Below are 23,994 nucleotides of genomic sequence, written 5' to 3' on the forward strand. Positions count from 1 at the left end.
GACGGGGGATGTCTACCGGTCGGGCCGGGAGGGTCAAAAACGGGCGTAGGAGAACGGAAGCAGGTGGTCGGGGCGGGAACCGGTGCACACCCACTGCGCGAGGAGCTTGGCGACGGCGGGGGCGATGGCGAAGCCGTGCCCCGACCAGCCGGTTCCGACGATGACGTTGCTCGTGCCGGGGACGGTGTCGACGACCGGTATCCCGTCGGCGCTGCACGACTCGGCGCGGCTCGCGTCGGCGGTCTCCAGGCGCGCGTCCCGCAGGTGGCGGAACACCTGGGCGGCGGTGCCGAGGTTGCCCTCCACACTGTCCTGGAGGAGTTCGCCGCGCCCCTGTTCGGCGTTCCACCGGCCGCGCCAACCGCCGCTGAGCATCACTCGGCCGTCCGGGAGGCGTTTGAGCGCCAGGGGACGGTGGTCGTGCCCGAGGAGGTGCCGGGGTGATCCCCCCTCGCTTCCGGGGTTGAGGAGGAGGGCCTGGGGCAGGACCCGCCAGACGGGCAGCTCGGCGCCCGAGATCTCCCGCACGAGGGGGACGGCGCCGGTGTTGTTGAGCAGCAGCAGTGTCCCGCCGACGTCGACGGTCTCGCCGCTGTCGGTGACGACCGACGTCACCCGGTCCCCGTCCCGGTGCGCGTCCACCACGGCGGTGCCCTCGCGCACGGTGGCGCCGTGGCGGCGGGCCGCCTCGGCCAGGCCCCGGGTCGTCGCCGTGTGGTCGGCGATCCCGTCCATGGGGCAGTACAGGGCGGCCCGGACGTCGGCGCTCACGTCCGGTTCGAGTTCGCGTACCCGGCCCGTGTCGAGGACCTCGGTGGGGATTCCGAGGTTCCGTTGGACGTTGGCGTGCGCCTCCGCCGCGACGGTGCCTCCCGTGGTCCCCGTGGTCTCCCGTTCGATGAGGTTGAGCCCACCGGTGCGTTCGTAGCCGGTCGGGGTACCGAGCTCCTCGGCCAGACGCGGCCAGATGTCGTAGGCGGCCCGCATGAGCGGGATCTCCCGGAGGTCGCGCCGGTTGGCCCGCACCCCGCGCTTCCCGAAACCGCCCGAGGCCCCGCTGGCGACCGTGGCGGCCTCGAGGAGGTGGACGTCCGCCCCCTGCCGCGCCAGGTACCAGGCGGTCGCGCATCCGTGGATGCCGCCGCCGACGATTACCACGCGTTCTCTCATCTGGTTGGCTCCTGTAGTGCGACCTGATTCACCCTTGAACGTAGTGTCTACTACATTGATTGGTCAATAAAGAAATGAACACTTCTTCCTCGGAGGGTGGTTTCCGCTCCCGGGTAGCCGAGGCCACGGAGCGGCTGTCTCCCCGGGAGCGCGACATCACGGACTTCATGCTCAACAACCCGGCCGACGCGGTGACGGCGTCGGCCGCGGAGCTGGCCCGGATGACCGGGGCCAGCGACGCGACCGTGGTGCGCACGGCCCGGTCCCTGGGGTACGGCGGGCTCCGGGAGCTCAAACAGGCCCTGCTGGAGATGATCACCCTGCGCCGCGACCCGGCGCTGGTGCTGGACCAGCGGCTGGAACAGATCGAGAACGGCGGTGTGCTGCAGCACGTGGTCCGCGACAGCGCCGGCCTCACGGGGGAGGTACCGGCCGCGCTCGACGACGGCGCCTGGCACACCGCCGTGGAGACCCTGGACACCACCGGCCGGGTGTGGTGCTACGGCATCGGCCCGGCGGGGCTGACCGCCCAGCACCTCGCGCTGGAACTCGTCCGGATCGGCAAGAGCGCCACCGCCGTGAGCTCCACCGGTTTCCGGCTCGCCGACGACCTGCTCGACCTGGACGGAGGCGACACCGTCGTCGTCTTCGCCCCGCTGCGCATGTTCCGCGAGACGGAGGTCGTCCTCGACCACGCCGACGGGGTCGGGGCTCCCGTGGTGGTTGTGACCGAGGCACTGGCGCCACTGCTCCGCGACCGGGTGCGGGCGCTCCTCACCACTCCCCCCTCCACCACCGGGGCCGCCAGCGAGAACCTCGCCGGGCTCCTCCTCGCGCACGCGCTGACGCTGGAGCTCGCCGCCCGGGACCGCAGCGGATCGGTCACCGCGCGGCAGCGCCTCAACCAGCTGCGCCACGACATCGCCGGGGACGGCATCGACACCCCGGTGGTGGAGGACCGGACCTCCCCACCGGACCACCAGGGTTAGGGCGGGTTCACCGGGTTACTCGCCCCGGCCCGCCAGCAGCACCTCGGCCACGGCGCTGTCGGTGACGAGTGTGGAGGCCAGACCGCTGCGCAGGGCCGAGCCGATGGCGTGGGCCTTGGCCACGTCCCCGGCTCCGGCCACGGCGACGACCTCGCCGGCGCGGCGCAGCTGCTCGGCGCGGACGCTGATGACGCGGGAGTCCAGGTCGGTGTGCACCTGCCGGCCGTGGGCGTCGAACAGTTGGGCGGAGATCTCCGCGCGCACGCCCTCGGCCGTGTAGCGGGACCGCGCGTCGGCGTCCAGGGCCTGGTAGACGGTGGAGTTGCGCTCGTCCCAGCCGCCGATGGCGACCACCGCCGTGGTCAGCCGGTCGTACAGCGCGAAGGCGGCCGACAGCCCCGGGTCGGCGTGCAGGGTGGCGGCCGTGGCGGAGTCCGGCAGGATCAGGGGAGCGTAGATCGGGTAGGCGGGTCCGCCGGACAGGGCCGCGGCGCGGCGCACGGTCTCCACGGAGCCGCCCTCCTCGGCGTGCTCGGACAGCACGCCGTTGAGCTGGACCACGGTGCACCGCGGCAGACCGGCGAGCTGGGTCCCCATGATCTGCAGGGTCCGGCTCCAGGCCAGGCCCAGCACCTCGTCCGGTCGGACGATCTCACCCAGCAGCCGTGCCGCGGCCGCGCCCAGGTCGGCGCGGGTCTGCTCGGTGTCCGCGGACGCCGGTACCACGATCGCGCGGTTCAGCCCGTAGGCCTCGCACAGCCGGTCGGAGAGCTCGGCGTCCAGGTGGGCGGGCAGTCGGATGTCGATGTGCACGATCCCGTTGCTCCGCGCCGCCTCGAGAGCACGGGCGACCTTGAAGCGGCTCATGCCGAACTCGTCGGCGATCTCCACCTTGGACCGCCCGTCCAGGTAGAACCTGCGGGCGATGGCCGCGAGCCGGACCAGCCCGGCGGGGCCGCCGGTCGCACCCGTCCCGTCCTGCACCTCACCACGCGGATCGCTCATATGTGCACCATCCTACTCGGTTGGGCGGAACGCATTGACAGCGGGACACGCCCGGGTTTTCAATGCTCGGAACAAATGTGAAAAACGTCGCTCATATGAGCAGACGTCGGAGTGTCCCCGCCCCGCCACCCCCGACCACCCGAGGAGCAGCACCCGTGCGAGCGGCCATCATCACCGAACCCGGAACGGTCACCGTCGGTGAGCGACCCGACCCGGCACCCGCGCCCGACGGCGTCGTCATCCGCGTCGGAGCCTGCGGCGTCTGCGGAACCGACCTGCACATCGCCGACGGCGAGTTCCCGCCCAGCCCCTACCCGCTGGTTCCGGGGCACGAGTTCGCCGGGTGGGTCGCCGGGGTGGGCGAGCGCGCCCCCGGCGGGTTGCGGCCCGGCGACCGGGTCGCCGTGGACCCGTCGCTGTTCTGCGGGTACTGCGAGTACTGCCGCGCCGGGCGCGGCAACCTGTGCGCCAACTGGGGCGCGGTCGGTGACACCGTCGACGGCGCCTTCGCCGAGTACGTCGCGGTCCCCGCGGCCAACTGCCACCGCGTGCCCGACACCATGACCATGCGCGAGGCTGCCCTGGTCGAGCCGCTGTCCTGCGCCGTGCACGGTGTGCGCCGCATCGGGGTCGAAGCCGGCGAGCGGTTCCTGCTCGTCGGGGCGGGCACCATGGGCCTGCTCCTGCAGCAACTGCTGCAGAACTCCGGCGCCGAGGTCACGGTGGTGGACCGCGTACCCGAACGGCTCGCCACCGCCGAGGAGCTGGGGGCCGCACACACCGCCACCGACGCCGCCCGCACCGGCGGCGGGTTCGACGCCGCGGTCGACGCGACCGGCGCGCCCGCGGCCATCGAGGCGGCCCTCACCGCGCTGCGCCGCGGCGGGCGGCTGCTCGTCTTCGGCGTGGCCGCCGACGACGCCCGGATCTCCCTCTCCCCGTTCCGCATCTACAACGACGAGATCACCGTCGTCGGCTCGATGGCGGTCCTGCACAGCTTCGGCACCGCCGTGACGCTGCTGTCCTCCGGCGCGGTGCGCACCGCGCCGCTGCTCAGCCACGCGCTGCCCCTGGAGAGCTTCCCCCGGGCACTGGGGCTGGTGCGGTCCGGCGCCGGGGTGAAGGTCCAGGTGACACCCGACGGCAACGAGACCGGCGCCTGAGGGCGCCCGACCAGAGGAAGGGGCAGTGTGCGACCGATCCCCCGACCCGGCCGGCCCGCGGCTCTCCGCCTGGCGGCGGTAGCCGCCACCGGGCTGCTGCTGACCGGATGCGCCGGCGCCGACACCGCCACCACGGACGGCGACGACACCCGGCTCGTCGTCGCGATCGTGTCCAACCCGCAGATGCAGGACGCCATGTCCCTGGAGTCGGAGTTCCGGAAGCAGCACCCCGGCATCGAGGTCGACTTCGTGTCGCTTCCGGAGAACGAGGCGCGCGCCAAGATCACCACCTCGGTGGCCACCGGCGGCGGCGAGTTCGACGCGGTGATGATCAGCAACTACGAGACCCGCCAGTGGGCCGAGTACGGCTGGCTGGAGAACCTGCAGCCCCGCATCGACGCCAGCGAGGACTACGACGCGCGGGACTTCATCCCCTCCATCCGCGAGGACCTGTCCTACGAGGGCGACATGTACTCCGTGCCGTTCTACGGCGAGTCCTCCTTCGTGGCCTACCGCGAGGACCTGTTCGAGCGGGCCGGCGTCGAGATGCCGGAGAACCCCACCTGGGACGAGATCGCCGAACTGGCCTCCGAGCTCGACGGGATCGAGCCCGGGGTCTCCGGCATCTGCATGCGGGGCCTCGCGGGGTGGGGAGAGATGCTCAGCCCCTTCAACAGCATCCTGCACACCTTCGGCGGCCGCTGGTACGACGAGGACTGGAACGCCGAGCTCGACTCGCCCGAGTTCCAGCGGGCCGCCGACTTCTACGTCGACCTGGTCCGGGAGCACGGCCAACCCGGCGCGGCCAACAGCGGCTTCGGCGACTGCCTCAACCACTACGCCCAGGGGCGCGCCGCCATGTTCTACGACTCCACCTCCATGGTCAGCACCATCGAGGACGACAACGCCAGCACCGTCGCCGGCGAGAACGGCTACGCGCCGGCACCGGTCGCCGAGACCGACTACGGCGGCTGGCTCTACACCTGGACGCTGGGCATCCCCTCCACCTCCGAGCATCCCGAGGAGGCCTGGGAGTTCCTGGAGTGGATGACCGACAAGGACTACGTCCGACTGGTCGGCGAGGAGTACGGCTGGCAGCGGGTGCCGCCGGGCAACCGGCTGTCCACCTTCGAGATCCCCGAGTACCGGGAGGCCGCGAGCGACTACGCCGACCCGATGCTGCGGGGCATCGAGGAGGCCGACCCCGGCGACCCCGGGACGCGGCCCGTTCCCTACGAGGGCATCGGGTTCCTCGCGATCCCCGAGTTCCAGGACCTGGGGACCCGGGTCAGCCAGCAGCTCAGCGCCGCCATCGCCGGCCAGGTGACCACCGAGGAGGCTCTGGCCCAGAGCCAGGAGTACGCCCGGACCGTGGGCGAGACCTACAGGGAGAACGAGCGATGAGCGCTGTTACGACCCCACGGCGGCGCTCGGCGGCGACCGAGCGGGCGCGGGGCTGGAAACGCCGCGCGCCGCTGCTTCCCGCGCTGGTGTTCGTGCTGCTGGTGACGCAGCTTCCGTTCCTGGCCACGCTCGTGTACTCGCTGCGGTCCTGGAACCTGCTGCGCCCCGACTCCCGGATGTGGGTGGGGCTGGCCAACTACACCTCGGTCCTCACCGACGCGCAGTTCCTCGGCGCCGCCCTCAACACCGTCCTCATCACGGCGTCCTGCGTGCTGGTGGCGATGGCCCTCGGCATCGGGCTGGCCCTGCTGCTGGACCGCGGGTTCGTCGGCCGCGGGGTGGTGCGCACCCTCGTCATCACCCCGTTCCTGGTCCTGCCCGTGGCCACCGCGCTGCTGTGGAAGCACATCATGTTCGAGCCGGTGTTCGGGCTGGTGAACTTCCTGCTGTCACCGTTCGGAGCCGGCGACGTCGACTGGATCTCGCAGTCACCGGTGTTCTCCGTCGTGGTGGCGCTGGTCTGGCAGTGGACACCGTTCATGACACTGCTGGTGCTCGCCGGGCTGCAGAGCCAGAGCCGCGACGTCCTGGAGGCGGGAGCGGCCGACGGCGCCTCCCGGTGGCAGATGTTCACCTGGATCACACTGCCGCACCTGCGCCGCTACATCGAACTGGGCGTCCTGCTCGGCTCGATCTACGTGGTCAACACCTTCGACACGATCTACATGATGACCCAGGGCGGTCCGGGGACCGCCAGCGCCAACCTGCCCTTCTACATCTACCAGCGCACCTTCCTGGGCTTCGACATCGGCCAGTCCGCCGCCATGGGCGTCGTGGTGGTCGTCGGCACCATCGTCGTCGCCCTCCTGGCGCTGCGGCTGATCTTCAGGACGTTCATGAGCACACAGGAGGCGGCAACGTGACGACCCACGTCTCCGGACACACCGGCACCCCCGGGGCCACTCCCCGGGCGGGCGCCCGCCGCGGCGCCGGCAGGACCCGCCGGCGCCGCGGCGGCGCCTCGCTGGGCGGATCGCTACTGACCCTGTTCACCTGGGCGGTCGGCCTCGTGTTCGTCTCGCCGGTGCTGTGGCTGGTACTCACGGCGTTCAAACACGAGAACCAGGCGGCCACCGACCCGCCGACGGTGGTGTTCCGACCGACCCTGGACCGGTTCACCGCCGTCCTGGACGCCGACTTCCTGCCCTACCTCGGCAACTCCCTCATCGCGACACTCGCCTCGACCCTGCTGGTGCTCCTGCTGGGTCTTCCGGCGGCCTACGCGCTGTCGGTGGCGCCGGTCAAACGGACCAAGGACGTACTCTTCTTCTTCATCTCCACGAAGATGCTTCCCGTGGTGGCGGTGGTCGTACCGATCTACGTGGCCGCGGCGCGGCTGTCCATGCTGGACAACATCTGGACGCTGGTGGTGCTCTACACCGCCATGAACCTGCCGATCGCGGTGTGGATGCTGCGTTCCTTCTTCCTGGAGGTTCCGGTGGCGATCGTGGAGGCCGCCCGGGTCGAGGGCGCGGGCCTGCCGCGGGTGCTGTGGTCGGTGATGCTGCCGGTGATGGCCCCCGGAATCGCCGCCACCGCCCTGATCTGCATGATCTTCGCCTGGAACGAGTTCTTCTTCGCGGTGAACCTCACCGCCGCGCAGGCCGCCACCGTGCCCGTGTTCCTCACCGGGTTCATCACCAGTGAGGGCCTGTTCGTGGCGCAACTGTCCGCGGCGGCCGTGATGGCCTCGGTTCCCATCGTGGTGGTCGGCTGGTTCGCCCAGGGCCAGCTCGTGCGGGGCCTGTCCATGGGCGCGGTGAAGTAGCCCGCGGGCGTGTGGGCCCGGGGCGCGGTTGCCGTGGTGGGCTCAGGAGGGGCGGTCGGCGCGGTAGACGTGGTGCAGCGGGTCGTCGACGGGGTTGTCGGGCTCCATCGCGCCGCTGCCCACCCGCGTCATCCCGGCCTTCTCCAGGGCCCGCCACGAGGCGGTGTTGGCCGCGACCACGGCGACCAGCACGGCCTCGGCGCGCGGGTACTCCCGCCACACGCGCCGCAGCGCCGCGCTGATCATCCGCGTGCCCAGCCCGCGCCCGACACGGTCCGGCTCGCCCACGAGGTAGTCGAGGGTCACCGCGTGCGGGGGAACAGCGACGAGGGAGGCGAACGCGGCGCGGTCGGCGGGCTCGTCGGCCAGCCGGCCGAACTGCACCAGGCCGAGGGGCTCGCCGTCGAGCAGGGCGATCAGGTTCTCGGACGTGTCCTCCCCGCGCGTGGCGGGACCGAAATCGCGAGCCACCGCCTCCGGCGAGGAGTCCTGGTTCCACCACCGCGCCACGTGCGGGTGGGACAGCCGCCGGCCCACCAGCGGGAGGTCGGCTCCGGCGAGCCGGCGGAAGGTGATCACGGCGGCGCTCCCGGCGGGTGGGCGACGGTTCCCCGGTGATCGGTGCCCGGAGCTGCGCCGGGCACCGGCCCGTACACCTCCTAACGCTGGTCCAGCCGGTCGAGTTCCCCGTCCGTCAGCAGGCGGGAGCGGAGCAGGAACCGCACCCCCTCCGGGGCCTCCAGGGAGAACCCGCCGCCCCTGCCGGCGACCACGTCGATGGTGAGGTGGGTGTGCCTCCAGTACTCGAACTGCGGCCCCGACATCCACACCTCGACGCCCTCGGGCACCCCGGGCACGTCCAGCTCACCCAGCAGCACGTCGTTGGCGCCGGTCCGAAACTCCCCGCGCGGGTAGCACATGGGAGAGCTCCCGTCGCAGCACCCGCCGGACTGGTGGAACATCACCGGACCGTGGGACTCCCGCAGCCGGCGGAGCAGCTCCGCCGCCTCCCCCGTCACCGCCACCCTGCTGACGGGGGCCATCAGAACAGCCCCATCGCGCTGTCCGAATAACTCACCAGGAGGTTCTTGGTCTGCTGGTAGTGATCCAGCATCATCTTGTGCGTCTCCCGGCCGATCCCGGACTGTTTGTACCCGCCGAACGCGGCGTGCGCCGGGTAGGCGTGGAAGTTGTTCACCCACACCCGGCCGGCCTGGATGTCGCGTCCCGCGCGGTAGGCGGTGGTGCCGTTCCGGGACCACACACCGGCGCCGAGCCCGTAGAGGGTGTCGTTGGCGATCCCCATGGCGTCGTCGTAGTCGTCGAAGGAGGTCACCGACACCACGGGGCCGAAGATCTCCTCCTGGAAGATGCGCTGCCTGTTGTGCCCCTCGAAGACGGTCGGCTCGACGTAGTACCCGCCGGAGAGCTCCCCGCCCAGGTCGACCCGGTTGCCGCCGGTGAGGATCCTGGCGCCCTCCCGTTTGCCGATGTCGATGTAGGACAGGATCTTCTCGAGCTGGTCGTTGCTGGCCTGCGCGCCGAGCCGGGTTTCGGTGTCCAGCGGGTGGCCGGGTTTGATCCGTTCCGTGCGCTCCACGGCCTCGGCGAGGAAGTCCCTGTAGATGCCGGACTGGATCAACGCGCGCGACGGGCAGGTGCACACCTCGCCCTGGTTCAGCGCGAACAGGGCGAATCCCTCCAGCGCCTTGTCGTGGAAGTTGTCCCTCGCCGCCGCGACGTCGTCGAAGAAGATGTTGGGGCTCTTCCCGCCGAGCTCCACGGTGGCGGGGATGATGTTCTCGCTGGCGTACTGCAGGATCAGCCGCCCCGTGGTGGTCTCGCCGGTGAACGCGATCTTGCTCACCCGCGGGTTGGACGCCAGCGGTTTGCCCGCCTCCGCCCCGAAACCGTTGACCACGTTGACCACGCCCGCCGGGATCAGGTCGGACACCAGCTCCATCAGCACGTGGATGGAGGCAGGGGTCTGCTCGGCCGGTTTGAGCACCACCGCGTTGCCCGCCGCCAGCGCCGGAGCCAGCTTCCACACGGCCATCAGCAGCGGGAAGTTCCACGGGATGATCTGGCCGACCACGCCCAGGGGCTCGTGGAAGTGGTAGGCGACCGTGTTCCCGTCGATCTGGGAGATCGTTCCCTCCTGCGCGCGCAGCGCGCCCGCGAAGTAGCGGAAGTGGTCCACCGCCAGCGGAAGGTCGGCGGCCAGGCACTCCCGCACCGGTTTCCCGTTCTCCCACGACTCGGCGACCGCCAGCCTCTCCAGGTTCTGTTCCACCCGGTCGGCGATGGCGAGCAGGACGGCGGAGCGCTCCGCGGGGGCCGTCCCGCCCCAGGCGGGCGCGGCCGCCCGGGCCGCGTCCACGGCCCGTTCGACATCGTCGCCGGCCCCCCGGGCGACCTCGGTGAACACCTCACCGGTGACCGGGGTCGGGTTCTCGAAATAGGCGCCGCTCGCGGGCGCCACGTACTCCCCTCCGATGAGGTGGTCGTAACGGGACCGGTACTCGACTACCGATCCGGGCGCGCCAGGGGCTGCGTACCGGGACATCCGCGTTCCTCCCTACGGTGCGGCGCCGGTCGGTTCCCGCACCGCCGACCGGCCTGTGCACGCCGCAACCTAGCCGCGGCGGCGTTGCAACCGCGTTGCACACCGCGTGGAGGCCCCGGGGCGTTTTCGCCCGGGCTTGTACGTGACGCGCCCCACCCTGCAGCATGGTGCCCGTCCAGGATGACGAAGCAGCGGCACACCGCCGCGTGGTGATGCGTTGGACTGGTGATCCCTGCCGTGCGAGACGCCGACGAGCCGCACACCGACCCGCTCGACCGGGCGCGGTTACTCGAACGGGTCCACGCCGCCGTGCTCTCCGGCGGGGAGGGACCCTCCCCGCCGCGCCGGCTGGTCCGCGAGTCCTGGCAGAGGTCGCTCGCGGCCGAGATCGACCCGAACGGGTGGAAACCACCGGTCACCCTCGACGAGGACCAGCTCCCCGAGGCGCGCGGTTCCCACCCGCTGGCGGTGTGCCTGCCCGTCCTGCGCCGGACACTGCTCGAGTCCGCGGGCGGCGCGCCGCACATCATGATCGTCACCGACGCGCGGGGGAACATCCTCTGGCGGGAGGGGGACGCGGCGGTACGCCGCAGGGCGGACGCGGTGCGCCTCAGTGAGGGGACCCAGTGGGCCGAGACCGCGATCGGTACGAACGCCATGGGAACCGCGCTGGCCACGGGCTCCCCCGTGCAGATCCACTCCGCCGAGCACCTGGTGTGCACGTACCACTCGTGGACGTGCGCAGCCAGCCCGATCCGCGACCCGGAGACCGGGGCGGTTCTGGGGTCGGTCGACATCAGCGGGCCGCTGCACACGATGCACCCGGCCCTGCAGGCTCTGGTATCCGCCGCCGCACAGCTCGCGGAGAACGAGCTGGCCACCCGCGCGGCGCGGGAACGGGACCGGGAGCGGGAGCGCGGCCGGGAACACCTGCGGGAGCTGCGCGGGGAGCCGGGGGCGCTGCTGGATTCCGACGGTCGGGTCGTCGCGGCGGAACCACGCGGCCTCCCCCTTCCCGACCACGTCGACGTGCGGCGCCCCGGAACGGCCGCACCAGCCGGGGAGGAGCGCACGGCGGTGCTGGAGCCGCGGGGGGAGGGCTACCTGCTGCGGCTGCCGCCGTCCCGTGGCCGGCGGACCTCCCCGCCGCTGTTGCGGCTGCGGTTCCTGGACCGGCACCGCCCGCTGGTGGAGGTGGACGGCCGCGTCCTGCCGCTGGGGGCGCGGCACGCCGAACTGCTCGCCGCGCTCGCGCTGCGGGGGAAAGCCACCTCCGAACAGCTGACGCTGCTCATCCACGGTGAGGCGGGCAACCCGGGCACGGTGCGCGCGGAGATACACCGGCTGCGCGCCCGGCTCGGCGGCGCCGTCGTCAGCACCGCCCCCTACCGGTTGGACGCGCGGCTCGAGGCGGACTTCCGCACCCTGCGGGAGCACCTGCTGCGCGGGGAGGTGCTCCCGGCCGTCCGGATGCACGGGCGGGGGCTGCTGCCGGCCTCGGAGGCCCCCGTCGTGCGCGAGGAGCGCGAGGACCTGGCCGCCGGCCTGCGCGCGGCGGTCCTCGGCGACGGCGACCCGGACCCGTTGTGGGAGTACGTCCGCACCGAGGCGGGCCACGACGACGTCGAGGCGCTGGAACGCCTCACCGGCCTCCTCCCCGACGGCGACTGGCGCGCCGGAACGTGCCGCGCGCGCCTGACGCGCCTGCTGCACGAACCGGACTGACGTCCGGCGGCCGCGCGGGGACCCGCCCAAGCGCGCTCTCCCGCCCGGAACCAGTCCTGCGGTGACACAGCCCCCGCCCCGGGAACCCCGGACGCCCTGCGTGGGCAGCGGAATCCGCAGCGGAACACGAACGCGGGCGACCCCGGAAATTCCCCGGAATAAATATTACGTGTTCCTTACCGAAACCGTTTTCGGCCCGACAAACGTTGTTATGGAAACACCCACCGACTAATCTTCGGAAAACCCCCCACCGCACGTGGGGAAACGGAACGGCTCCCGAAATCCACTCCCCTTGCTGTCGGGCGCCCGTTCCGCGTGGAGGAACCACTCCGGGGGCGGAAAAGGAATTCCCGCCCCCGGACCCACGGAATTCGATTAGATAAAACGCCGATAAGAACAGCAGCTCCCGGGAGACGCGAACTCCCGAACGGTTGGCTTCCGCCCTTTTCCCGGGCGGCCGGACGCGTCCCGTGAGCTGTCCGACCTCTCCTACGGAGGACCATGCCCGAACCGACACGTTTCACCCGGAGGTCCGACCTCGGGTGGCCGTCCGAGTCCCCCGCCTCGGACGCGGACCCGAAGAACGGTCTCGTCATCCACTACGACTCCAACGACCAGAACCTGGCGAACCGGCCGCACTCCGCCTGCGTGGACTACTGGAACAGTGTCCGCGACTACCACGTGAACACCAACGGCTGGGACGATCTCGGCTACTCGTTCCTCGCCTGTGCCCACGGCTACGTGGTCGAGGGGCGCGGCACGTTCAAGGAGCAGGCCGCCCAGCGCGGCGACAACGACACCTACTACTCCTGCAGCCTCGCCAACGGCCCCACCGACCCGATCACCGGGGACCAGATCGAGGCGGTACGTGAGCTGCGCGCGTGGCTGATGGAGCCCGAAACCAGCATCGCCGGAACGGTCGTGGGGCACCGCGACCTCAGCGCCACCGCCTGCCCCGGCGACACCGCCTACGCGCTCGTGCAAGACGACGTGTTCGCCCAGCCCCCGACCGGCTCGAACCCCGAGGGAGACGAGATGCCCACCTACGTCTCGATCAACAAGAGCGACGACGCCCCCGCCGAGGGGATAGAACGCGGTGAGTGGAGCCAGATCCACTTCGACGCGAACATCTCCAACGGTTCCGACAACCACCACACCAGCGACGACCCGACCAGCCTGCTGCGCGGCCCGTGCGACTACTCCGGCTAGGTTCTGTTCGGTGGACACTGTTCGTCGCGAGCCTCGCTCCAGCGCCGCCTGGCCAGGCCGAGGAAGGAGGCAGAGCGGATCCTCTGTCGACTGACGAGAACGCCGCCAGGCGGTGCTGGAGCGAGGTGCAGCAGGACAAGCGTCCATCGAACAGAACCTGCGTCTCGCTGCGCCTGTCCGGGGTTCCGGAGGGCGTACAGTGCCAGGCGCGGCCGGTCGAGGTCGACAGTAACGGCGCCACGGTCGAAACCGACCAGCCGGTCGAGTTCCCCGGAACCTCCGGGGACACCTTCGTGAAGGTCCCCGCGACCGGGTACGTGAACGCGAACCGGCGCCTCCGGGTGGAGGTCACCCACCACGGCGCGGACGGCACGGTGCCCAGCGTGATCACCGGCAAGGCGCGGTTCCAGGTCTGGGAGCGTTGAACCGCCCCCGTCCGGGCCGGTTCCGGCCCGGACGGTCTCACCGCCGGCGCGCCTCCCGCCTGGCGCGCCACAGCGCCACCGCCAGCCACACCCCGGAGACAGCGGCGAGGACGGCCACCGCGACCAGCCACCGCCACAGGTACACGTCACCGGAAAGCCCCGTCGCCTCCCCGTAGTGGTCGACCCGGCGCAGGATCAGCGGGAACCACACCAACAGCAGCAGCCCCGCGAGGAACGCCGGGACGCGCACCGCGTTCACCCACCCCGCGCCGGCCGTACCGGCACCATCGCGGCGGAACCGGGCGAACCGCCGACCGATCCCGAGCACCGCGCGGTCGGCCAGCGTGTAGCCGGGCAGCAGGACCAGGTCGTGTACGAGCGCGCCGCCGAGGAACCACAGCGCCACCCCCACCGTGTCCCCGCCGAGCAGCCGCGGTGCCGTGTACAGGGCGAGGCCGAGCACACCCAGCACGAGCAGCAGGTGCGCCGGCGAGGCACCGTAGGCCCGCCGGAACAGGCCGCGGGGGATACGTGCGTCGCGCGTCATTCCGCCACCTCGCCGAACCCGAGCCGGTTCACCCACTTGGTGTTGTGCACGCCGGGCGCCGCCGGGACGATCACCCGCGCCGGGTAACCGTGGTCGGCGGAGAGGTCGGCCCCGTTGACGCGCAGCGCCAGCAGCGAGCGCGGGTCACCCACCTGGTTCGCCCGCAGCCCGACCGCGCGGAACGGGCCGCTGCGCTGCGCCGACTCGACGAACACGCCGGGAGGATCGCTGCCCGAGAGCCCCACGAGGGCGGCCAGGTCACCGAGACGCACCCCGCTCCACCGCTGGTTCGCCGTGGACCACCCCTCCACGCAGGCGATCGGCAGCCGGGCGGTGTGCTGCGGCAGGTCCAGCACCTCCTCTCGGGTCAGGACGGCCTCCCTGCCGTCGGGGCCCTGGACGGTGAGCCGCCACTCCGGTCCGATGTCGCCCTCCCGCAGGTCCACGGCCGCGAAGGTCTTGTTGATCTGGAAGTCGTTGGGACCTGTTCCCAGCTCCTGGCCGTGCGGGGCGAACAGGGCGGTGGCGCGCAGTGGGCCGCCGATGCTCTGCCCCGCCGTCACCGCCAGCAGACTCGCCGAACCGAGGCCGACCATGCCGAGCGCGCCGCGCCGCGACATCGTCGCCGGAGCCGGGGCGGCGGGGACCAGGCCTGTCGTGTCGCCGGGTTCCGGTCGGGTTCGGGCGACCGGGGTGCGCAGTTCCCGGCTCAGGCTCCGGGAGCGCAGCGCCCGCACCACCCGGGGGAACTTCAGCATCGTGTGCGACAGGAACGACGCGAGGAACACCCACCCGCCGTAGAAGTGCAGCGTGTAGAACGAGCCGGGGAAGACGTAGTCCAGCTGGGTGTTGAGCACACCGGTGGCGAACTCGAACAGTACGCTGCCGACCAGCAGCAGCAGTGTCGCCCGCTCCAACGCGTGGCTCGGGGAACGCACCGGCGGCCATGTGAACAGTTTCGGGACCACCGACCAGAGTTTGGCGAGCAGCACCGGAACCAGTGCCACACCGAGGGTGACGTGTACGCCCTGGGTGAGGCGGTAGAGCCAGTACGGCTCGGTCGGCCAGTCGACGAGGTAGAACCCCAACCACCCGCGCTCGGGGGTCTTGTCGTTCACCGCCGCGACGTCGGGGTTGTAGGCCGCGTACGACACGAAACCGGTCACGGACACCACCGTGAGCCCCACGAGCAGTACCACCGCGAACACGGACGTCAGCCACGGCCCGCGCAGCGGGCTGCGCCAGAACCCGGGCCGTGCCGGTTCCCGCGGCGCGTTGTCGCGTTCCTCGTCCATCACGGCTTCCCTCGCCACACCTCAGGGCCACGGTCACGAACGAGCCTATGGGGACCTCCCCCGCCCGGGGTGGGCCACAACGCTGACGAAACGGTGACGTCCACGCGGCTGGGTGCGCCCCCGGAAAGCCCCGGCGGCGGATGTTCGGCCACCGGTTGGCGGACGGAGCGCATGCCCGGTGCGCTGCTACGACGAGAGTCACCCGCCGTTTCACCCAACCGGCCGCGCCCCCGCTGCGGACGCGGTCGCGGCCCGGGAGGGGCGCCGCACCCCGTGCTTACGGTGGTGGTCCGAGAGCGCGGTGCGGCTCCGCGGGACCGGCGCACCGCCTCTCCCCCATGCCCCTGCCCCGAGCGTGAGAACACCGAGGTGAGCATGCGTACCGTGTCACGACCCGCGACGGGAGCCACCGTCCTGGCGGCAGCGCTGGCGCTGTCCGCCTGCGGCTCCCCGGAGACCACCGGAACGGACCACAGCGACGACGGAGGCGGCCCCACCGCGGATTCCGCATCGGCCCTGGACTTCACGACCACCACGGTCGACGGCGCGGACTTCTCCGGGGCCGAGCTGGAGGGCACCCCCGCGGTTCTCTGGTTCTGGGCGCCGTGGTGCACCGTCTGCCAGGGCGAGGCGGGCACCATCGCCGAGGCCGCCGAGCGCCACGCGGACCGGGTGGAGTTCTACGGGGTTCCCGGCAGGGGCGACGTCCCCGAGATGGAGGAGTTCGTCTCCGACACCGGCACCGACCGGATGACCCACCTCGTCGACGAGGACGGCGCGATCTGGTCCGGGTTCGAGGTGACGGGGCAACCCGCACTGACCCTGCTGCGTTCCGACGGAACGTTCCACACCGTGCCGGGGACGGTGTCCGCGGACGACATCGACACCCACATCGACGAACAACTCGACGTCTGACCAGCCGGGAGCCGACCCACGTGCCGGAACTGTCGTATGCCATCGCCGCGACCGCGGGTGTGCTCGCGGTCCTCAACCCGTGCGGTTTCGCCATGCTGCCCGGGTACCTCTCCCTGCTGGTGGCCACCGGCGGGGACGACGCGGGAAGCGGGTACGCGCGCCCCGTCGGACGGGCGCTCGCCACCACACTCGCCATGACCGGCGGGTTCGTCACCGTGTTCGGGGGTTTCGGACTCGCCGCCGCCCCGTTCGCGTTGTCGGTGCAGCGTTACCTGCCGTGGGTGACGGTGGCCATCGGTCTGGTCCTGGTGGTGCTGGGGGTGTGGCTGCTCAGCGGGCGCGACGCCACCCTGGCGCTGCCCAAACCCGCCCCCGGAGCTCCCGCCCGGTCCCTGCGGTGGGCGGCCGCCTACGGCGCGAGCTACGCGCTGGCCTCCCTGTCCTGCACCATCGGCCCGTTCCTCGCCCTCGTCACGAGCGCGGTCCGGTCGGGCAGCGCCGCCGGCGCCGTGAGCGTGTTCCTCACCTACGCCGGCGGTATGGGGGCGGTCATCGGCGTGCTGACGGTGGCCACGGCGCTGGCGCGCCGCACCGTGGCCACCCGGCTGCGTCGGGCCCTCCCGTACGTGACCCGGGCCAGCGGGGCGCTGCTGGTGCTGGCCGGGGCCTACGTCGCCTACTACGGGCAGGTGGAGCTGCGGGTGCTGCGGGGCGGCCCCGCCGACGACCCGGTGGTGGGAGCGGCGACTACCCTCCAGTCCGCGCTGGCCAGGACGGCGGGGTCCGCCGGCGCGGGGTGGGCGGCCGCCGCGTTACTGGGGCTGTGCGTGCTCGCCGGTCTCCTCTCCCTGCGAGCGCGGCGCCGCGCCCCGTCCCGGCGGCGGACGGGACCGTGAGCGGCGGCCCTACCCCGTCTGGTTGTGGATGCGGCGCCCGGTGACCTGACGGGGCACGATCCGGACGTAGAGGTCGCGGTCCGGTCCCGCCCAGGAGCGCACGCGCGCCGCGGACCGGAGTTCGGCCTGCTCCTCCTCACCGAGCACCGGGTGGGCCGTGCCCCGCAGGAGGACGCTCCACCCCTCGCTCATGGTCCCGTCGAGCTGGTCCACCTCGAAGGCGACCTCCCCGGTGGCGTGTGTGGCGAGCACCCCGTGGAAGGCGGTGCAGAACACCACCGTCTCGGACACGAGGGCGAAGTTCACCGGAAGCACGGTCGGCGCGGACTCACCTCCCCTGGTGAACGCGACACGCCCCACCCCGCCGGGGGACACCAGGCGCAGGCACTCCTCCCGGGACAGCTCGGCGAGCACCGGCTCGGGGAGCGCGGTCCGCCCGCCTCCCGGCGGTACGTCGGTGTCGCTGCCGAGCAGCGCCTCGGGGGTGGTGCGCAACGCGCGCGCCAACCGGCTCAGGGACCGGCGGCTGAGGTTCGGAGGGTGGGTCTCCAGATAGGCGACGTAGCCGGAGTTCATCCCGGCACGCTCGGCGACCTCCTCCCACGTGAGGCCGAGCTCCTCCCGACGGTGGGCGGCACGCCGCCCCAAGTCCCCCTGCGGGTGTCCGGCGGCTGGATCCACCATCGCCTCCTCTTCCGCCACGGGAGCCGGTCACGGTCCCCTTACCCGGCGTGACCAGCCGTTACGCCCGCGCACCCCGGCCGGGAACGGCCGTCAGGACCCGAACGCGGCGGCGCGCGCGTGGTGCTGGCACCGCGCCTCCTCGTCCTCGCCCCAGCCGAACTGGCCCGCCAGCGCCCGGAACTCTCCGCCCACGGTCGTCGCGGAGGTGGTGCGCGTGTCGGTACTGACGGTGACGGGCAGACCGGCGCGCAGCAACGCGTCCGCCGGATGCCGCGCGAGTCCGGGCACGGCACGGGTCTGGACGTTGCTGGTGGGACACGTCTCCAGCGCGATCCCGTCCGCGCGCAGCCGTTCCAGCAGCGCCGAATCCCCCGGGGCACGCACACCGTGGCCGACACGCGCGGCACCGAGCACGTCGACGGCCTCCCACACGCTCTCGGGGCCGGCCACCTCGCCGGCGTGGATGGTCACCGGCAGGCCGGCGGCGTGGGCGGCGTCGAACGCCGACCGGTGCGGGGTTCCCGGCTGGGTCTCGTCACCGGCGAGGTCCACCCCGCAGACGAGGTCCGGCCACCGGAGCGCGGTGTCGACGACACTCTCGCTCACCTCGGGGGGCTGGTGCCGCAGGCAGCACAGCAGCAGGCCGGTCCGCACCCCGGTGGCCGCCGCGCCCTCACGCAGGCCGCCGGCCACCGCCCGCACCGCGTCGTCCATGGTCATGCCGCGCTGCTGGTGCAACTGGGGCGCGAACCGCACCTCGCCGTAGACGAGGCCGTCGGCGTGCCAGTCCTCGACGAGCTCCCGCGCGGCGCGGCCCAAGGCGTGGGGGGTCTGCAGCACCCGCAGGGCGAGGTCGAGGTAGCCGAGGAACTCCACGAGGCTGCCGCACACGGGTGGGGCGACGAGCGCCTCGGTCGCCGGGACCGTCAGGGGCTCTCCCTCCTCGGCGGCCAGCTCGGCGACCGTGTCCGGGCGGACCGAGCCGTCGAGGTGGCAGTGCAGTTCCACTCGGCCGGTGGGAACATCGTACGGTGTCATGTTCGGCGGCTCCCTGGGTCGGGGTCCCGCTTGGTGGACGCGTGTCCCGGGCGGGTTCGGTGGGGCAGCCGCTCAGAGTAGCCCACCCGCGCGGGTGCGGGACAGGGATTTTCGGTGCGTGCCAGCGACGCCCGCTTCCTATCCGAATCCCCTGCGCACGGACCTGGGAACGCTCTCCTCGCCGTCGCCGGCGGACCGCCGACGACGGCCCGGACGGCAGCCCTGCTCCCACACCGCGCTCCCGGATCCGAGCCCCTGCCCGCCTCGCGCGCGGCGCGCCACCGGTCAACCATCAACACGGTCACCAGTGGTTTCGGAGCGTTCCGCATCCTGAACATCCCGGGCATTCGCACGATCAACGTGGTAACGTCCGCCACGAGCGGGTATGGCCGCGACTCCCGCTTTCCCAGGGGTCGTGGAACGCCCGCCACGTCATCGCGCGAATGGCGGCCCCGTCCGTGACGCGGATACGACCATCGGGGCGCGCTCGGACCAGCTCAACAGCCAGCGTCCGGACCGCGTCCGCACGGCCTCACGTTCAGTGCCGCGCGAATCCCGTTCGGTGGTGTCCTCTGGGAAGGCACGAGGCGGGAAACGTACGAGCGCGGTACGGTCCCGCTGGCGAACGAGTGGTGCGACCAGCGGAGCCGTCCGGGAGAGGCGCGGGGCCGAGGAGTACGGGCCCCAGCGAGTCGAGAGGAGGTGGCACCGGCGATTCGGCTAGGTCCTGTTTTTCGGACGCTGTTCGTCGCGAGCGGCGTCTCCGGTGCCGTCCGGCACGGCCGAGGAGGGAGGCGGAGCGGATCCTCCGCCGACCGACGAGAAAGCCGCCGGGCGGTGTGCCGGGGCGGCGCGCAGCAGGACAAGCGTCCGAAAAACAGGACCTACCCGGCGAGAGCCGGATGGGGGCTTCGTCGCCGCCCCTGTGCCGCTCCCCGCTGACGACGTAGCGCTGCCTGGGAGCCGCATCGGATCGCGCACGGACGCGCGGGGTGGAGAGCGCGGCGGCCGGAGCGAAGAAGAGTGCGCGGACCACGGTGACCTTCCGGATCCGGCGAACGGAGCGAACCGACCGAGACGGCGGGACGACCGGTCACACGGATTCCCTCCCGCCCGGGCGGGACCGGAACCGAAACGCGCACTTTTCCACGCGGACGGCCTTGACGTCGCTATCGTGCCCCTGTCAGCGCGTGGTCCCTGTTACCAACCGGGCCCTCATGTACCGAGGAAGCTAATGTCTGACCCCCCTTCGTCCTCCAACGCCGAGCACCGACATGCCCACGGAACCGACGCGTCTTCCCCTCCGCCGGAAGCGCACGAACCCAGCGGCGTCCGTACTCTGCACCTGTGGATAGCCGTTCTTCCCGCCGCCGCCGTCACGGTACTGAGCGTCGCGACGGTGACGGTCCTGTTCTTCCCGCTCACCTCGCCCACCATGACCCGCGGCGTTCTCGCCGTGGCGGCGGCGGGAATCACACTCATCCTCGCCTGCGCCCTCTACGGGGCGGAGAGCGCCACCAACCGGATCAACCAACGTGTCGACGCCCTGCGCTCCCTGAACCACAACGGCAGGGACGACGTCCAGCGGATGGTCAACCGGGTGCGTGCCGGCGAGCGCGGCACGCCGGCTCAGGCCGCCTCCCACCCGGCCGCGAACAGTGACCCGTTCGCGCTGCTGGCCGCCGAGTTGCAGCAGGGGTACTGCTCCGCGCAACAGGCGGTCAACGACGTGGCGGACCTGAAGCCCGCGCAGGACTCCGACCAGCAGGTCGAGGTGTTCGTCAATGTCGCGCGGCGGATGCAGTCCCTGGTGCACCGGGAGATCAGCCTGCTCGACGAGCTGGAGTCCCAGGTGGAGGACCCCGAGCTCCTCAAGGGGCTGTTCACCATCGACCACCTCGCCACGCGGATGCGCCGCCAGTCGGAGAGTCTGGCCGTGCTCGGCGGTTCGTCCTCCCGGCGCCGGTGGAGCGAGCCGATCCACCTGTTCGAGGTGCTGCGGTCGGCGGTCGCCGAGGTCGAGCACTACTCGCGTGTGAAGGTGGTTCCCTCCACGGCGGGAACGCTGGACGGCGCCTCGGTCGTCGACATCATCCACCTGGTCGCCGAGCTCACCGAGAACGCCACGAAGTTCTCCCCGCCGCACGCCCAGGTGCTGCTGCGTGCCGAGGAGGTGGCCGCCGGCGTCGCCGTCGAGGTCGAGGACCGGGGACTGGGCATCCCCGCCGACGAGCAGCACCAGATCAACGAGCTGCTCTCCGACCCGGGGCAGATCAACGTCAGCGAGCTGCTGCGCGACGGGCGGATCGGCCTGTTCGTCGTCGCCACCCTCGCCCGGAAGCACAATGTCCGCGTCCAGCTCCGAACCAACGTGTACGGCGGCACCCAGGCCATCGCGGTGCTGCCGAACGAACTCGTCAACCCGGCGCTGCGGGAGAGCCAGCAACAGGCCGAAGCGCAACCGGCAGCACCGGAGCCGGACCCAGCACCGCCCTCCGCTCCGGTGATGAGCCCCGCCCCGACCCAGGGCACCGTCCCGTCGCCGCCTCCCGCCCCGGCGGCCGTGGGTGCCGGCCAGACGGGTCCGGGCCCCGCCCCGGCGGGAGCGGGCACCGGACCGGCGGGGGCGGGTACCGGCCAGACGCCCACCGCGCACAGGCGAGCCCCTGCGGAGAACGGCCACGGGAACCCCGGGGGCGGCCCGACCGCCGCGGAACAGAGCACCAGGCCCTCCGGGCAGGGGATGCCCGACGGCCCGACGAGCACGCAGAACTCCGACCTCAGGCCCACACGCTCCACTGACGAAGCCGGCAGGCACCAGCAGGGAGGCCAGCGGGAACGCCCACCGCTTCCACAACGACGTGTCCAGGGGCACATGGCACCCCAATTGCGCGACGGCCCCGCCACCGGAAACGACGAGCAGACCGCCGACCACTCTCCGGGACTGATGGCTTCCTTCCAGAGCGGATTCAAACGCGCCGAGGAGGAGACCGAGGACAGCTCCCTGGGTCGCACTGACAGCACCCCCTAGGACCCGTTCGTCGAACAGGTCCTAACCGCCCGGCACCTACCCAAAGGAAGAGACCGTACTATGAGTGCTGTTCCTCCGAACCAGGAATCAGACGTCACGTGGCTGCTGAGCAATTTGGTGGAGCGGGTACCGCACACCAAGAGCGTCGTCCTGCTCTCCTCGGACGGGTTGACGAAAGCAGCGTACGGACTTGACACCGACAGCGCGGAGCAACTCTCGGCGATCGCGTCGGGGCTCTTCTCCCTCGCGCGCGGGACCGGGGCGAAGTTCGCCGGCAGCGACCTGGTGCGCCAGGTGGTGGTGGAACTCGACGACTCGCTGCTGTTCGTCTCCTCCGCCGGCTTCGGCTCCGTCCTCGCGGTCATGGCGGACCGCAGCGCCGACGCCGGCGTGCTGGGCTACGAGATGTCCCAGCTGATCAAGAGCGTGCGCCCGTTCCTCGCCACCCCGGCTCGAGCAGCGTCACATTCCGGTGAGCACGGTGGCTTCTGACGAGGAGATGTGGCTGGACGGGAGTGCCGGACGCCTGGTGCGCCCCTACACCGTGAGCAACGGGCGCACCTCTCCCACGAAACAGCTCGACCTGCTGTCCCTGGTGCGGTCCACCGGCAACGTCGCCCACGCACAACTGGACCCGGAACACGCCCAGACCCTCGACCTGTGCCACGGCCCCACCTCCGTAGCTGAGGTCGCGGCGCACATGCGGCTGCCCGCGGTGGTCGCAAAAGTCCTGCTTTCCGACCTGGTCGACTGCGGCGCGGTCACCACCCAGGCCCCCAAGCCCGCAAGCGATCCCACCAACAGACATGTACTGGAGGCGCTGCTCGATGGCCTACAGCGACGGCTCTGAGCTGTTCCCCACCGCGACGAAGGTCCTGGTCGCAGGGGGATTCGGTGTCGGTAAGACGACGTTCATCGGTGCCGTGAGCGAGATCGAGCCGTTGAGCACGGAGGAGCTCCTCACCGCGGCCAGCGTCGGCACCGACGACCTGGCGGGAGTGGAGAACAAGTCCACCACGACCGTGGCCTTCGACTTCGGCCGTATCACGATCGATCCGCAGAACGTGCTCTACCTGTTCGGAACCCCCGGCCAGGACCGTTTCTGGTTCATGTGGGACGAGCTTTCCGACGGGGCGCTGGGCGCGGCCGTCCTGGCCGACACGCGCCGCCTGGACTCCTGCTTCGACGCTGTCGACTTCTTCGAGAGCCGCGGGATCAACTTCCTCGTGGCGGTCAACGAGTTCGACGACGGTTTCCACTACGAACCCGAGGAGGTGCGGGCCGCTCTCAAACTCGAACCCCACGTTCCGGTCGTCCTGTGCGACGCCCGGGACGCCCGCTCCGGAACCTCGGTGCTGGTATCGCTGGTCCAGCACCTGCTCACCACCAATGCCCGTCCCACCGTCGCCTGACACGGGCGGCGGTCTCGCAGATATGGAGCCCCCCGTGACCCAAGAACCAGCTACAGGACACCTGCTCACTCCCGCGGACCCGGAGGTGGCGCGGCGCGCCACGCGGCTGCGCGAGCTCCAGCTGGGCGAGAACGCCGAGCAGGAGTTCGACGAGTTCGCCCAGGAACTCGCCCGGACGACCGAGGCCCCGTTCGCGATGGTCAACTTCATGAACGACGACCACCAGTACTTCGCCGGCCTCTACGCCTCCCCCCACGTGCAGGGGAACGCCGCGGGGCCCGGGGTGGACGTCGGGCGGGTCATGCCCCGGGACCACGGCTACTGCCCGCACGTGGTGGCCCGGCGCCTTCCCCTGGTCCTGGACGACGTGTGCGACTATCCCCGGTTCGCGGGGAACCCGGTCGTGGACAAGATCGGTATCCGTTCCTACCTGGGAGCGCCGCTGATCGACGACTCCGGGACGACGCTCGGCACGATCTGTGTCGTGGACCGGGAGCAGCGCCCGTGGGGCCGCCCCGGTCTGGAACTCATCAAGACCCGGGCCGCCGAGCTGATGGAACGGATCCGGAAGCGCGCCGTCTCGGCGGAGTAGCGTCCGCCGTCCGGCCCGGCGGGCCCGAGCGGCACCGGCGGTGCTCTCCCGGGAGAGCACCGCCGGGTGAGCGGCCAGAGCCAGCAGCCGACCCAGTGCT

24 protein-coding genes are annotated in these 23,994 nt (G+C 71.7%); 15 read left to right on the forward strand and 9 right to left on the reverse strand.

Annotated features, from left to right (window positions below):
* Nucleotides 1–33: 33 nt before the first annotated feature.
* Complete coding sequence (locus FHX37_RS16525; RefSeq protein WP_141924738.1) at nucleotides 34–1,170, reverse strand: NAD(P)/FAD-dependent oxidoreductase; 1,137 nt, start codon at nucleotides 1,168–1,170, stop codon at nucleotides 34–36.
* Nucleotides 1,171–1,244: 74 nt separating this feature from the next.
* Between FHX37_RS16525 and FHX37_RS16530 the strand changes: the two genes are divergently transcribed.
* Nucleotides 1,245–2,159 carry a MurR/RpiR family transcriptional regulator gene (locus FHX37_RS16530; RefSeq protein WP_141924739.1) on the forward strand — a complete coding sequence of 305 codons (915 nt, stop codon included), beginning with the start codon at nucleotides 1,245–1,247 and terminating at the stop codon, nucleotides 2,157–2,159.
* 15 nt (nucleotides 2,160–2,174) lie between these two features.
* On the opposite strand, the gene FHX37_RS16535 is transcribed toward FHX37_RS16530, so the two are convergent.
* Nucleotides 2,175–3,164, reverse strand: coding sequence for a sugar-binding transcriptional regulator (locus FHX37_RS16535; protein WP_394344505.1), 990 nt, complete (start codon nucleotides 3,162–3,164; stop codon nucleotides 2,175–2,177).
* A 155-nt stretch (nucleotides 3,165–3,319) separates the two neighbouring features.
* Here FHX37_RS16535 and FHX37_RS16540 point away from each other — a divergent pair, with 155 nt between their 5' ends.
* The 4 genes from FHX37_RS16540 (at nucleotide 3,320) to FHX37_RS16555 (ending at nucleotide 7,559) form a co-directional block, all read left to right on the forward strand.
* Nucleotides 3,320–4,327, forward strand: a complete 1,008-nt coding sequence (locus tag FHX37_RS16540; RefSeq protein WP_141924740.1) for a zinc-dependent alcohol dehydrogenase family protein — start codon at nucleotides 3,320–3,322, stop codon at nucleotides 4,325–4,327.
* A gap of 27 nt (nucleotides 4,328–4,354) precedes the next feature.
* Nucleotides 4,355–5,731 carry an ABC transporter substrate-binding protein gene (locus FHX37_RS16545; protein ID WP_394344506.1) on the forward strand — a complete coding sequence of 459 codons (1,377 nt, stop codon included), beginning with the start codon at nucleotides 4,355–4,357 and terminating at the stop codon, nucleotides 5,729–5,731.
* Nucleotides 5,728–6,654 carry a carbohydrate ABC transporter permease gene (locus FHX37_RS16550; RefSeq protein ID WP_141924741.1) on the forward strand — a complete coding sequence of 309 codons (927 nt, stop codon included), beginning with the start codon at nucleotides 5,728–5,730 and terminating at the stop codon, nucleotides 6,652–6,654. Before FHX37_RS16545 ends, FHX37_RS16550 begins: the two co-directional genes overlap by 4 nt.
* 101 nt (nucleotides 6,655–6,755) lie before the next feature.
* Complete coding sequence (locus tag FHX37_RS16555; RefSeq protein ID WP_141925317.1) at nucleotides 6,756–7,559, forward strand: carbohydrate ABC transporter permease; 804 nt, start codon at nucleotides 6,756–6,758, stop codon at nucleotides 7,557–7,559.
* Between the two features lie 42 nt (nucleotides 7,560–7,601).
* On the opposite strand, the gene FHX37_RS16560 is transcribed toward FHX37_RS16555, so the two are convergent.
* From FHX37_RS16560 to exaC, 3 genes are all read right to left on the reverse strand, one after another.
* Nucleotides 7,602–8,138 (reverse strand): GNAT family N-acetyltransferase, encoded by a 537-nt coding sequence (locus tag FHX37_RS16560; protein WP_141924742.1) that lies wholly within the window; start codon nucleotides 8,136–8,138, stop codon nucleotides 7,602–7,604.
* Between the two features lie 80 nt (nucleotides 8,139–8,218).
* Complete coding sequence (locus FHX37_RS16565) at nucleotides 8,219–8,602, reverse strand: DUF779 domain-containing protein (RefSeq protein WP_141924743.1); 384 nt, start codon at nucleotides 8,600–8,602, stop codon at nucleotides 8,219–8,221.
* Nucleotides 8,602–10,125, reverse strand: coding sequence for an acetaldehyde dehydrogenase ExaC (gene exaC / locus FHX37_RS16570; RefSeq protein WP_141924744.1), 1,524 nt, complete (start codon nucleotides 10,123–10,125; stop codon nucleotides 8,602–8,604). The genes FHX37_RS16565 and exaC overlap by 1 nt, the downstream gene beginning before the upstream one ends.
* A gap of 237 nt (nucleotides 10,126–10,362) precedes the next feature.
* Between exaC and FHX37_RS16575 the strand changes: the two genes are divergently transcribed.
* The 3 genes from FHX37_RS16575 (at nucleotide 10,363) to FHX37_RS16585 (ending at nucleotide 13,484) form a co-directional block, all read left to right on the forward strand.
* Nucleotides 10,363–11,850 carry a GAF domain-containing protein gene (locus FHX37_RS16575; protein WP_211351854.1) on the forward strand — a complete coding sequence of 496 codons (1,488 nt, stop codon included), beginning with the start codon at nucleotides 10,363–10,365 and terminating at the stop codon, nucleotides 11,848–11,850.
* A gap of 501 nt (nucleotides 11,851–12,351) precedes the next feature.
* Nucleotides 12,352–13,059 (forward strand): peptidoglycan recognition protein family protein, encoded by a 708-nt coding sequence (locus FHX37_RS16580; protein ID WP_141924746.1) that lies wholly within the window; start codon nucleotides 12,352–12,354, stop codon nucleotides 13,057–13,059.
* Between the two features lie 125 nt (nucleotides 13,060–13,184).
* Entirely contained in the window at nucleotides 13,185–13,484 is a 300-nt protein-coding gene (locus FHX37_RS16585; protein WP_141924747.1) for a hypothetical protein, read from the forward strand.
* Nucleotides 13,485–13,521: 37 nt separating this feature from the next.
* Here the strand turns inward: FHX37_RS16585 and FHX37_RS16590 are convergent, their stop codons facing one another.
* A complete protein-coding gene (locus FHX37_RS16590) occupies nucleotides 13,522–14,031 on the reverse strand; it encodes a hypothetical protein (protein ID WP_141924748.1) in 510 nt (169 codons plus the stop codon).
* The gene (locus FHX37_RS16595; RefSeq protein ID WP_141924749.1) at nucleotides 14,028–15,326 is read right to left on the reverse strand and encodes a molybdopterin-dependent oxidoreductase; all 1,299 of its coding nucleotides are present in this window, start codon (nucleotides 15,324–15,326) and stop codon (nucleotides 14,028–14,030) included. The genes FHX37_RS16590 and FHX37_RS16595 overlap by 4 nt, the downstream gene beginning before the upstream one ends.
* A gap of 375 nt (nucleotides 15,327–15,701) precedes the next feature.
* On the opposite strand from FHX37_RS16595, the gene FHX37_RS16600 reads away from it, so the two are divergent.
* Both FHX37_RS16600 and FHX37_RS16605 read left to right on the forward strand, forming a co-directional pair.
* Nucleotides 15,702–16,241, forward strand: coding sequence for a redoxin domain-containing protein (locus FHX37_RS16600; RefSeq protein WP_141924750.1), 540 nt, complete (start codon nucleotides 15,702–15,704; stop codon nucleotides 16,239–16,241).
* A gap of 20 nt (nucleotides 16,242–16,261) precedes the next feature.
* Nucleotides 16,262–17,137, forward strand: a complete 876-nt coding sequence (locus FHX37_RS16605; protein WP_141924751.1) for a cytochrome c biogenesis CcdA family protein — start codon at nucleotides 16,262–16,264, stop codon at nucleotides 17,135–17,137.
* Nucleotides 17,138–17,146: 9 nt separating this feature from the next.
* Here FHX37_RS16605 and FHX37_RS16610 read toward each other — a convergent pair whose 3' ends face one another.
* Together FHX37_RS16610 and add are read right to left on the reverse strand one after the other, a co-directional pair.
* Complete coding sequence (locus FHX37_RS16610) at nucleotides 17,147–17,821, reverse strand: helix-turn-helix domain-containing protein (RefSeq protein WP_141924752.1); 675 nt, start codon at nucleotides 17,819–17,821, stop codon at nucleotides 17,147–17,149.
* A 90-nt stretch (nucleotides 17,822–17,911) separates the two neighbouring features.
* Nucleotides 17,912–18,859 carry an adenosine deaminase gene (gene add / locus FHX37_RS16615; RefSeq protein ID WP_141924753.1) on the reverse strand — a complete coding sequence of 316 codons (948 nt, stop codon included), beginning with the start codon at nucleotides 18,857–18,859 and terminating at the stop codon, nucleotides 17,912–17,914.
* A 1,234-nt stretch (nucleotides 18,860–20,093) separates the two neighbouring features.
* Here add and FHX37_RS16620 point away from each other — a divergent pair.
* Genes FHX37_RS16620 through FHX37_RS16640 form a run of 5 tightly spaced genes read left to right on the forward strand, consistent with a single transcriptional unit; the run spans nucleotide 20,094 to nucleotide 23,894 of the window.
* On the forward strand, nucleotides 20,094–21,890 hold the full coding sequence (locus FHX37_RS16620) for a sensor histidine kinase (protein WP_141924754.1): 1,797 nt from the start codon (nucleotides 20,094–20,096) through the stop codon (nucleotides 21,888–21,890).
* 60 nt (nucleotides 21,891–21,950) lie between these two features.
* Nucleotides 21,951–22,382 (forward strand): roadblock/LC7 domain-containing protein, encoded by a 432-nt coding sequence (locus tag FHX37_RS16625; protein WP_141924755.1) that lies wholly within the window; start codon nucleotides 21,951–21,953, stop codon nucleotides 22,380–22,382.
* On the forward strand, nucleotides 22,372–22,740 hold the full coding sequence (locus FHX37_RS16630) for a DUF742 domain-containing protein (RefSeq protein WP_211351855.1): 369 nt from the start codon (nucleotides 22,372–22,374) through the stop codon (nucleotides 22,738–22,740). The genes FHX37_RS16625 and FHX37_RS16630 overlap by 11 nt, the downstream gene beginning before the upstream one ends.
* Complete coding sequence (locus FHX37_RS16635; RefSeq protein ID WP_141924756.1) at nucleotides 22,718–23,302, forward strand: GTP-binding protein; 585 nt, start codon at nucleotides 22,718–22,720, stop codon at nucleotides 23,300–23,302. The genes FHX37_RS16630 and FHX37_RS16635 overlap by 23 nt, the downstream gene beginning before the upstream one ends.
* Nucleotides 23,303–23,336: 34 nt before the next feature.
* Nucleotides 23,337–23,894, forward strand: coding sequence for a GAF domain-containing protein (locus tag FHX37_RS16640; protein ID WP_246062323.1), 558 nt, complete (start codon nucleotides 23,337–23,339; stop codon nucleotides 23,892–23,894).
* The last annotated feature ends 100 nt before the right edge of the window (nucleotides 23,895–23,994 follow it).

The organism is Haloactinospora alba, from assembly GCF_006717075.1.
Classification (GTDB): Bacteria; Actinomycetota; Actinomycetes; order Streptosporangiales; family Streptosporangiaceae; genus Haloactinospora; species Haloactinospora alba.

Excerpts from the sequence above, each read along its gene's own strand:
- FHX37_RS16595 (WP_141924749.1), bottom strand. The coding sequence starts at position 15,326 with ATGGACGAGGAACGCGACAACGCGCCGCGGGAACCGGCACGGCCCGGG.
- FHX37_RS16600 (WP_141924750.1), top strand. The coding sequence starts at position 15,702 with ATGCGTACCGTGTCACGACCCGCGACGGGAGCCACCGTCCTGGCGGCA.
- FHX37_RS16580 (WP_141924746.1), top strand. The coding sequence starts at position 12,352 with ATGCCCGAACCGACACGTTTCACCCGGAGGTCCGACCTCGGGTGGCCG.
- FHX37_RS16620 (WP_141924754.1), top strand. The coding sequence starts at position 20,094 with ATGTCTGACCCCCCTTCGTCCTCCAACGCCGAGCACCGACATGCCCAC.
- FHX37_RS16565 (WP_141924743.1), bottom strand. The coding sequence starts at position 8,602 with ATGGCCCCCGTCAGCAGGGTGGCGGTGACGGGGGAGGCGGCGGAGCTG.
- FHX37_RS16535 (WP_394344505.1), bottom strand. The coding sequence starts at position 3,164 with ATGAGCGATCCGCGTGGTGAGGTGCAGGACGGGACGGGTGCGACCGGC.
- FHX37_RS16590 (WP_141924748.1), bottom strand. The coding sequence starts at position 14,031 with ATGACGCGCGACGCACGTATCCCCCGCGGCCTGTTCCGGCGGGCCTAC.
- FHX37_RS16550 (WP_141924741.1), top strand. The coding sequence starts at position 5,728 with ATGAGCGCTGTTACGACCCCACGGCGGCGCTCGGCGGCGACCGAGCGG.
- FHX37_RS16530 (WP_141924739.1), top strand. The coding sequence starts at position 1,245 with ATGAACACTTCTTCCTCGGAGGGTGGTTTCCGCTCCCGGGTAGCCGAG.
- FHX37_RS16635 (WP_141924756.1), top strand. The coding sequence starts at position 22,718 with ATGGCCTACAGCGACGGCTCTGAGCTGTTCCCCACCGCGACGAAGGTC.
- add (WP_141924753.1), bottom strand. The coding sequence starts at position 18,859 with ATGACACCGTACGATGTTCCCACCGGCCGAGTGGAACTGCACTGCCAC.
- FHX37_RS16525 (WP_141924738.1), bottom strand. The coding sequence starts at position 1,170 with ATGAGAGAACGCGTGGTAATCGTCGGCGGCGGCATCCACGGATGCGCG.
- FHX37_RS16610 (WP_141924752.1), bottom strand. The coding sequence starts at position 17,821 with ATGGTGGATCCAGCCGCCGGACACCCGCAGGGGGACTTGGGGCGGCGT.
- exaC (WP_141924744.1), bottom strand. The coding sequence starts at position 10,125 with ATGTCCCGGTACGCAGCCCCTGGCGCGCCCGGATCGGTAGTCGAGTAC.
- FHX37_RS16625 (WP_141924755.1), top strand. The coding sequence starts at position 21,951 with ATGAGTGCTGTTCCTCCGAACCAGGAATCAGACGTCACGTGGCTGCTG.